The 8,921-nt window shown below is 70.6% G+C and carries 8 protein-coding genes and 2 pseudogenes; 8 read left to right on the forward strand and 2 right to left on the reverse strand.

Features of this window, described 5'->3' with window-relative positions; genetic code table 11:
* The 5 genes and pseudogenes from BLW04_RS23690 to BLW04_RS29270 form a co-directional block, all read left to right on the forward strand.
* Positions 1–318 (forward strand): integrase core domain-containing protein (locus BLW04_RS23690; protein ID WP_139307005.1); only part of this gene is annotated, 318 nt, incomplete at its 5' end.
* Between the two features lie 228 nt (positions 319–546).
* Complete coding sequence (locus tag BLW04_RS23695) at positions 547–912, forward strand: DUF4234 domain-containing protein (RefSeq protein ID WP_256375511.1); 366 nt, start codon at positions 547–549, stop codon at positions 910–912.
* A gap of 189 nt (positions 913–1,101) precedes the next feature.
* Positions 1,102–3,837 carry an MGH1-like glycoside hydrolase domain-containing protein gene (locus BLW04_RS23700; protein ID WP_091547926.1) on the forward strand — a complete coding sequence of 912 codons (2,736 nt, stop codon included), beginning with the start codon at positions 1,102–1,104 and terminating at the stop codon, positions 3,835–3,837.
* A 110-nt stretch (positions 3,838–3,947) separates the two neighbouring features.
* Complete coding sequence (locus BLW04_RS23705) at positions 3,948–4,388, forward strand: ribbon-helix-helix protein, CopG family (RefSeq protein ID WP_091547918.1); 441 nt, start codon at positions 3,948–3,950, stop codon at positions 4,386–4,388.
* Positions 4,385–4,573 (forward strand): annotated as a pseudogene (locus BLW04_RS29270) (DUF5615 family PIN-like protein); the annotation flags it as partial. The gene BLW04_RS23705 and the pseudogene BLW04_RS29270, both read left to right, overlap by 4 nt.
* A gap of 87 nt (positions 4,574–4,660) precedes the next feature.
* Here BLW04_RS29270 and BLW04_RS23715 read toward each other — a convergent pair.
* A complete protein-coding gene (locus BLW04_RS23715) occupies positions 4,661–5,494 on the reverse strand; it encodes an alpha/beta fold hydrolase (RefSeq protein WP_254781929.1) in 834 nt (277 codons plus the stop codon).
* 172 nt (positions 5,495–5,666) lie between these two features.
* On the opposite strand from BLW04_RS23715, the gene BLW04_RS23720 reads away from it, so the two are divergent.
* The 3 genes from BLW04_RS23720 to BLW04_RS23730 all read left to right on the forward strand — a co-directional run bounded on the left by BLW04_RS23720 (position 5,667) and on the right by BLW04_RS23730 (position 8,591).
* Positions 5,667–7,163, forward strand: a complete 1,497-nt coding sequence (locus BLW04_RS23720; RefSeq protein WP_254781931.1) for a flavin-containing monooxygenase — start codon at positions 5,667–5,669, stop codon at positions 7,161–7,163.
* A gap of 44 nt (positions 7,164–7,207) precedes the next feature.
* On the forward strand, positions 7,208–7,774 hold the full coding sequence (locus BLW04_RS23725; RefSeq protein ID WP_091547920.1) for a GNAT family N-acetyltransferase: 567 nt from the start codon (positions 7,208–7,210) through the stop codon (positions 7,772–7,774).
* A gap of 133 nt (positions 7,775–7,907) precedes the next feature.
* Entirely contained in the window at positions 7,908–8,591 is a 684-nt protein-coding gene (locus BLW04_RS23730) for a GNAT family N-acetyltransferase (protein WP_139307006.1), read from the forward strand.
* Between the two features lie 17 nt (positions 8,592–8,608).
* Here the strand turns inward: BLW04_RS23730 and BLW04_RS23735 are convergent.
* Positions 8,609–8,921, reverse strand: a pseudogene (locus BLW04_RS23735) (IS5/IS1182 family transposase); the annotation flags it as partial.

The raw sequence follows: 8,921 nt of genomic DNA on the forward strand, positions 1-8,921 counted from the left end.
ATCTTTCACAGCGACCACGGCGCGCAATACACGTCACGGGCGTTCGCCGACCTGTGCGCCCACCTCGGGGTGACCCGCTCGATGGGCGCGGTCGGGTCCAGCGCCGACAACGCTCTGGCCGAGTCGTTCAACGCCACCCTCAAGCGGGAGACCCTCGCCGGCGTGGCCGGCTGGGACACCCCCGCCGCGGCCCGCCGCGCGGTGTTCGCCTGGATCACCCGCTACAACACCCGCCGCCGGCACTCCACCTGCGGCCAGACCAGCCCCATCACCTACGAGACGAGCTACAGCCCGACTACGCTGCAGCTCGCCGCGTAGGCACACATCGCGTGTCCACGATCAGGGGGCAAGGCCCAGCCGCGGCTGCCCGCAGGGAATGCACCGACCCAGTACGGCCAGTCCGCGCAGCCGCAGTACGGCCAACCGCAGTACGGCCAGCCGCAGTACGCGCAGCCGCAATACGGGTCGAATGGCTACGGTATGCAGCAAACGGCCGGCGCGGCGATGCAGCCGATGCCGCACGCCCCGGCGCAGTACGGGCGGCCGATGGGACCGATTGGGAAGGTCCGCAGCACGTGGGCGGTGATCGGCCTCAGCATCATCACCTTCGGGATCTACTCGCTGTACTACTACTTCGCCACGCACGAGGAGATGAAGCAGCACTCCGGCGAAGGCGTCGGCGGCGCACTCGGCCTGATCATCTCGCTCTTCACCTTCGGCCTCGTCACGCCCTTCCTCTTGCCCAACGAGATCGGCAACCTCTACGCCCGACAGGGCCGGCCGCGTCCGGTGAGCGCCACGACGGGGCTGTGGGTGCTGCTCGGCTGGATGATCCTCGTCGGCCCGCTCGTCTGGCTCATCAAGACCAACGGTGCGCTGAACGCCTACTGGCGGAGCGTCGGCGCCCGCTGAACCGGCGACGCTCGCCTCGCGATGCCCCGCTCTCCGGTGAGAGCGGGGCATCGTCGTCCCACGGGGTGGGAGGTGTTCGGAGTGGTGGCGTTCGTCCCGATGTCTGTGCGACTCGTGTGGCGATGACACTCGTCTCGGAAGGCCGCGCGTGACACGGTCGCGCAACGCAGGCGTGGGACTGTGGTCGCCGTGTCTTCCGCAGTCCCCGGCGTCCCAGACCCGGACGCCACCGCCCCGCCCGGTCCGCAGGACGCGGAGAAGCCCCGCAGCGCCGAGCACGCCCGCCTCGCCGAGTCGGCCGACATGTCCGCGCCCTGGCGGCTGTGGGGCCCCTACCTCGCCGGCCGGCAGTGGGGGACCGTCCGCGAGGACTACTCCAACGACGGCGACGCCTGGGCGTCCTTCCCGTTCGACCACGCGCACGCCCGCGCCTACCGCTGGGGCGAGGACGGGCTCGGCGGCCTCTGCGACCGCTACGGCTTCCTCAACTTCTCCGTCGCCATGTGGAACGGCCAGGACCCGGTCCTCAAGGAGCGGCTGTTCGGCCTCACCAACGACGAGGGCAACCACGGCGAGGACGCCAAGGAGCACTGGTGGGCCGTCGACGGCACCCCCACGCACTCCTGGATGCAGTGGCTCTACCGCTATCCGCAGGCCGAGTACCCCTACGCCGAGCTGAGGGAACAGAACGCCAAGCGCAGCCGGCACGAGCGCGAGTACGAGCTCGCCGACACCGGCGTCCTCGACGACGACCGCTTCTTCGACGTCCAGGTCACCTACGCCAAGAACGCCCCGGACGACGTCTGCATCGTCGTCACCGCGACCAACCACGGCCCCGACCCGGCGCCGCTGCACCTGCTGCCGCAGGTCTGGTTCCGCAACACCTGGGCCTGGGGCGGCGACAAGCGTCAGGGCCGGCTGACCCAGCTGCTCGCCCCGACCCTTACGGCGAGTGGCCTCGAGGCGGTGGAGGCCGAGCACGGCTACCTCGGCCGCTACGTCCTCGCCGCCGAGGGTGCGCCCACGATCCTCTGCTGCGACAACGAGACCAACGCCGTCGGCCTGTTCGGCGCCGACCGCAACACCAGCAGGTACCCCAAGGACGGCGTCAACCGTCGCGTCGTACACGGCGACACGTCCGCCATCAACCCCGCCGACTCCGGCACCAAGGCGGCCTTCTGGTACTCCTGGGACGCCGTCGGCCCCGGTGAGACCGTCAGCGTCAAGTTGCGCCTGCGCCAGGACGCCCCAGACGAGGACATGTTCGGCGCGCAGTTCGACGCCGTCCTGGCCGCCCGCAAGAGCGAGGCCGACGACTTCTACGCGAGCGTCATCCACGCCGGCCTGTCCACCGCCGACCGGCACGTCGCCCGGCGTGCCTACGCCGGCCTGCTGTGGACCAAGCAGCTGTACCGCTTCGACGTCGCCCAGTGGCTCGACGGCGACGACCCGGTCGACTCCGCGGCGACCACCCGCTCGGTCGAAGGGCACCGCAACACCAGCTGGCGTCACGTCGCGCTCGCCGACGTCATCTCCATGCCCGACGAGTGGGAGTACCCGTGGTTCGCCGCGTGGGACACCGCCTTCCACACCATCCCGCTCGCGCACGTCGACCCGGACTTCGCCAAGGAGCAGCTGCTCCTGATGTGCCGGGAGTGGGCGATGCATTCCAACGGCCAGCTGCCGGCCCATGAGTGGGCGTTCGGCGACGTGAACCCGCCGGTGCACGCCTGGGCCGCCTGGCACGTCTACCGGATCGACGGCTACCGCGACCGGCAGTTCCTCATCCGCGTCTTCACCAAGCTGCTGATGAACTTCTCCTGGTGGGTCAACCGCAAGGACGCCGACGGGTCCAACGTCTTCGAGGGCGGCTTCCTCGGGATGGACAACATCGCCCTGTTCGACCGCTCCGCGCCGCTGCCGCCGGGATTCCGCCTCGAGCAGTCCGACGCGACCAGCTGGATGGCGTTCTACTGCCAGCAGATGCTCAAGATCGCCCTCGAGTTGTCCCGGTTCGACCAGGCCTGGGACGGCACCGCGACCAAGTTCTTCGAGCACTTCCTCGCCATCGCCGAGGCGATGAACGCCTTCGGGTCGCACGGGGTCTCGCTGTGGGACGAGGACGACGGCTTCTTCTACGACGTCCTCGTCGCTCCGGACGGTGCACCCGAGCCGCTGCGGGTGCGCTCGATGGTCGGGTTGCTGCCGATCCTGGGCGCCACCGAGATCCCGGCCTGGGTCATCGCGGAGGTCCCGGACGTCGCCGAGCGGGTGCGCTGGCTGCAGAAGCGGCGCCCGGAGCTGATGGGGCCGCTGCGCAGCCGGTCGACGCCGGAGGGCCGCAAGATCCTGCTCTCCCTGGTCGACCGCGAGCGGCTGGAGCCGATCCTCACCCGGATGTTCGACACCGGGGAGTTCCTCTCGCCCTTCGGCATCCGGTCGCTGTCGAAGTCGACCGGGCAGGTGTTCGCCAACGTCGGCGGGCGGGACGCCTCCATCGAGTACGAGCCGGGGGAATCGCGCACCGGGCTCTTCGGCGGCAACTCCAACTGGCGCGGACCGGTCTGGTTCCCGGTCAACGTGCTGCTCGCCGACAAGCTGCGCACCCTGGGCCGGCACTACGGCGACTCTTTCACCATCGAGCTGCCCACCGGCTCGGGCAACAGGTGCACGCTGATCGATGCCGCCGACCTGATCGACAACAGTCTCACCCGGCTGTTCCGGCCGGTCGACGGCAAACGGCCGGCGGACGGCGACCGGATCGAGTCCAGCGACTCACCCCTGTGGCGCGACCACCCGACGTTCAACGAGTTCTTCGACGGCGACACCGGCGAGGGCCTGGGCGCTTCGCATCAGACCGGCTGGACGGCGCTGGTGGCGCATCTGCTCAACCCCCGGCTGCCACCGGATCCGCGCTGGGCGTGACGGCACGAGGGCAGGACGACGTCCTCAGGCGGCAGTGCTCCCCTCGTGCCCGCTCGCGCTCGGCACCCTTCGGCCCGCGACGAGTTCACCGACGCGGCTACGATGTAGTCATGAGTAGCCCGCGCTCCGTGCGGCTGTCCGACGATGTGCTCCGCCGGCTGACCCAGCTCGCTGCTCGGCGGGGTGCGTCGGTCGCATCGGTGATGGAGCGCCTGCTGGACGAGTCGTTGCGCAGGGAGGCGCACCCGGCGATCACCTTCCGCGACGGCCCGAGCGGACGGCGGGCCGGGCTGATCGGCGGGCCGGACGTCGACGAGGTGATCCGGACCCTCCGTGCGGCCCAACAGGAGGGGGCAGCCCCCGCCGACCTGGTGGAGCTGGTTGCCGGCGGGAGTTCGTTGTCCTCGGCGCAGGTGCGGGCCGCCGTCGCGTACTACGCCGATCACCCGGAGGAGATCGACGCGCGCATCGCCGCGAACCAGGAAGCCGCGGACGAGCTGGAGGCGGCCTGGCAGCGCCAGCAGGAGATCCTGGCCGGTCCGCTCGGGTGAGACTGCTGCTGGACGAGATGTATCCACGGCGGCTCGCCGAACTGTTGCGGGACGGTGGCCATGACGTCGTTGCCGTGGTCGAGCTGCCGGAAGTCCTCGGTCAGCCGGACGCGGAGGTGACGCGCTGGGCGCGCGCCGCAGGACGGGTCGTCGTCACCGAGAACGTCGTCGACTACGCCGGCCTGGATTTGGCCGAGCACGCGGGCCGGCGCCCGGCCAGGCGGTCACGGTCAGCTGGTTGTAGGACGACGGGACCCGCCGCCGGGCGGAGATCACGTCAGCGCGTGCTCGCCGAGGAAGCCCAGCACCATCGGCACCCACTCCTCGCCCCGCTCGACGTTGAGCGCGTGACTGGAGCCCGGCCCGGTGAACAGCTCGTGACGCGCCCCGGGGATGGTGTCGGCGACCTGCCTGCCGTGCCACGGCGGAGTCAGCAGGTCCTGCTCGCCGGCGATGACCAGCGTCGGAGTGGTGATCCCGCCGAGCCGGTCGAGGGTGTCGTGGGCCAGGTCGGCGTCCCACTGCTCGGCGCAGGCCGCGATCTGCTCCGGGGTGGAGGGGAAGAGCGGCAGCAGCTGCTCGATCAGCCCGCCGAACTCGGGGCTGTCCAGCAGCTGCGGGGAGAACGCGACCCCCAGGGCGCCCAGCGCCGCCTCCAGGTCACCGGTCTTCCACGGATGGGCGAGCCCGGTCAGCATCGCGCGCTGGAAGCCGTCGGTCCGTGCCCACGTGCAGTTGAGGATCAACGAGGCGACCCGGTCAGGTGCGGCGAGGGCCAGTTCCTGGGCGACGGCGCTGCCCAGCGAGTAGCCGAGCACGTGCGCCCGGTCGATCTCCAGCGCCTCCATCAGCCCTCGCGCGTCCGCGGCCAGCGACGCCACGCTCATCGCGCCCGTGCCGCGCTCGGAGCCGCCCATGCCCCGCAGGTCGTAGGTGAGCACGCGGTAGGAAGCCGCCAGGACCGCCGCGGTCTCGCCCCAGAAGCCCAGCGACTGGCTGGTCCCGTTGATGATCAGGAGCGGCTCGCCCCCGCCGTATTCCTGGATGGCGACCGCGGCGCCGCCGACCTGGACCGTGCGCGGCGCGTGGATGGTCGGTGCACTCAACGGAACTCCATGGGTTCGTCCGGAGGGGTGGATGACGGACCCGCAGCAGACCACACCGTGCTCTATGGCGCGCGTCACAGACCGTCGTCCGGGAGTGATACAACGGCGGCACCGGATCGCGCACGACCAGCCGCACGTCCCGGGACCGACGACGGGGGGAGTGGCGATGACCATGACCGAGAAATCGCGGGCGGCGGTGGACGAGCGCGTCGAGCACGTCGACGTGCTGATCGTGGGGGCGGGGATCTCCGGGATCGGTGCCGCCTACCACCTCCGGGAGCAGTTCCCGGGGAAGAGCTTCGTCGTCTTCGACGCCCTGGGGGGGCACGGCGGCACCTGGTGGACCCACCGGTACCCCGGCGTCCGCTCCGACAGCGACCTGTTCACCTTCGGCTACCGGTTCAAGCCGTGGCGTGGCGACTCGATCGCCTCATCGGAGGAGATCCTCCGCTACCTCGACGAGGTCGTCGACGAGAACGGCCTGGACGCCCACATCCGCCACCAGCACCGCGTCACCGCCGCGAGCTGGTCGACCGACGACCGTCGCTGGACGGTCGACGTCACCCGCGGCGACACCGGCGAGCAGCTGCGCTTCACCACCGGCTTCCTGTGGATGTGCCAGGGCTACTACCGCCACGCCGAGGGCTACACCCCCGAGTGGCCCGGCCTCGACAGTTTCCAGGGGCAGGTCGTGCACCCGCAGACGTGGCCGGCGGACCTCGACCTCACCGGCAAGCAGGTCGTGGTCATCGGCTCCGGCGCGACGGCCGCGACGCTCATCCCGGCGATCGCGGCCGACGCGGCACACGTGACGATGCTGCAGCGGTCGCCCACCTTCTTCCTCGCCCGCCCGAGGACCCACGAGCTGGCGACCACGCTGCGGGCGCTGGACATCCCGGCGGAGTGGACCCACGAGATCCTCCGCCGGGCCCACATCGCCGAGCTGGACGCGCTCACCCGCATGTCCTTCGAGACCCCCGAGGAGCTGCGCGCGCTGCTCATCGAGGGGATGCGCGCCGAACTGCCCGAGGGCTTCGACGTCGACCGGCACTTCAACCCGCGGTACCGGCCCTGGCAGCAGCGGATCGCCATGCTGCCCGACGGTGACATGTTCGCCGCGATCCGGGAGGGGAAGGCATCGGTGGCCACCGACACCATCGCGGAGTTCACCGGAACGGGCATCCGGCTCACCTCCGGGGAGGTTATGGAGGCCGACGTCGTGGTCACGGCCACCGGCTTCGACCTGAGCGTCTTCGGCGACATCGCCTTCACCGTCGACGAGCGGCCCGTCGACTTCGCCGACACCGTCACCTACCGCGGCCTGATGTTCACCGGGCTGCCGAACCTGGCCTACGTGTTCGGCTACTTCCGGTACAGCTGGACGCTGCGCGCCGACCTGATCAGCGACTTCGTCTGCCGCCTGCTGCGCCACATGGAGGAGAAGGAGGCGACCATGGTCGTTCCGACCCTGCGGGACTCGGACGCCGGCATGCAACTCGGTCCGTGGGTGGACCCGGAGAACTTCAATCCGGGCTACCTGACGCGGTCGGTGCACCTCATGCCGAAGCAGGGCGACCGCGAGCCGTGGACCCACCTGCATGAGTACTACGAGGAGCGGGACCTGCTCCCGGCGGCGGGCCTGGACGACGGAACGCTCGTGTACCGGTGATCGCCGAGGAGACCTGTGGGGTCGGAGCAACCGAACATCAGCCGATGGGGACCCTCGCCGACGCGACCTCGCAGCGCTGGGACGACCTCGTCGCGGTGATGGGCACCCGCGGCGATCCGCCGCGCTGCTGGTGCCAGTGGTTCCGGCACCAACGTCCCGGCTTCTACGCCACCTCGGCCGACCAGCGGCGCGCTGCGCTGCAGGAGCAGGTCGGCGCGCCCGTGCCGCCGGGGGTGTTGCTCTACGACGACGCGGGCGTGCCGTCGGGGTGGTGTGCCGTGGCGCCGCGTGCGGAGTACCCGCGCTTGACGTCGTACCCGGTGGCCGCTGCCTCTGCCGACGAGGACGGGGTGTGGGCGGTCACCTGCTTCGTGGTGCGGGTCGGCGCCCGGCGGCAGGGCTCCGCCGAGGACCTCCTGGATGGCGCGGTCGATCTCGCGCGCCGGCACGGTGCCCGCACCGTCGAGGCCTATCCGCTCGACACGACGGTCCGGGCGGCGTCGTCCGCGGAGTTGTTCCACGGCCCACTGTCGGTGTTCCTCCGGGCCGGCTTCCGGGAGGTGGGCGTCCGCGCCAGTCCGGCCCGGCCGGTGGTCCGGCTGGCGCTGTAGCGCGGCCCCGCTGGGTCGGACGGCGAGCGGGCCCTACGCCGCCGACTTGGTGAGCGCTCGTCACCGGCGTCCCCCTTGCGGATGAGTGGGTTACATCAGGTTTGCCCAGCCTGCTCGGATCGACGGTTGGCTGGTGCTGTGCCTCGACCACGCCTTGGTGTCCAGGGGCATTGGGGTTTGTGGGGGCCGCATCCCCGGGCCGACGGGCAGCACCATCGCGCGGACCTCGCAGATCTGCGACTCTGCGCCCGTGGCAATCGTCGTCCAACCGGTGAACGAGTCGCTCTTCGACGACGTCCAGACGATCTTCGGACCCAGGGGCCAGGCCGCTCGCTGCCAGTGCCAGGGCTATCGGATGGGCTGGTATGCGCAGCACTCCGACGATGTCCAGGGTCGCCGCGAGCTGCTCCGCGACCAGGTCATCGAGGGACACGGACTCGTGGCCCACCTCGACGGTGAGCCGGTGGGCTGGTGCTCGCTCGCGCCGCGCAGCGATTACCCCTACCTGCGCCAGACGACGTGGAAGGGCCGCGACGAGAACAAGGACGATGCGAGCATCTGGGCGGTCACCTGCTTCGTGACCCGAGCCGGCTTTCGCCACCAGGGCGTGAGCCGCACCCTGGTCGGCGGTACGATCGACTTTGGCCGCGACCACGCCGCCCGGGCCGTCGAGGCCTATCCGATGAAGCCAGCCCCGGGCAAGGATGTCACCTGGGGTGAGATGCACGTCGGGGCGCTCAGCGCGTTCCTCGCTGCCGGGTACCGGGTCGCGCACGTGCCGTCGCTGCGGCGCGCGATCGTGCGCTACGACTACTAAGAGGTTCCGCCGATAGGTCATGGCCGACGTTGGGGCCTGGTGTCCCAGCGGTGAGTCGTCCAGGCGATGCGAACGAGTCGCCGGATGATGATCACGGCGTTGGCGAGGGCGATGAACGCTTCGATCACTCGTCGGCGCTTCTCGGTGCAGACCAGGAGCTTGCCGAAGCCGCGGTTGTGCCAGGAGTTGGTCCGCTCGACCGGCCAGCGGCGGCCGGCTTGTAGCGGGAACCCCTTGGCGCTGATCACCGCGTCGCAGCCCAGTTCGGTGAGCAGGTCGCGGGTCTTGGCGCTGTCGTAGCCGGCGTCCAGGTGCACCGTGATTTGATCG

The organism is Modestobacter sp. DSM 44400, from assembly GCF_900107175.1.
Taxonomy (GTDB): domain Bacteria; phylum Actinomycetota; class Actinomycetes; order Mycobacteriales; family Geodermatophilaceae; genus Modestobacter.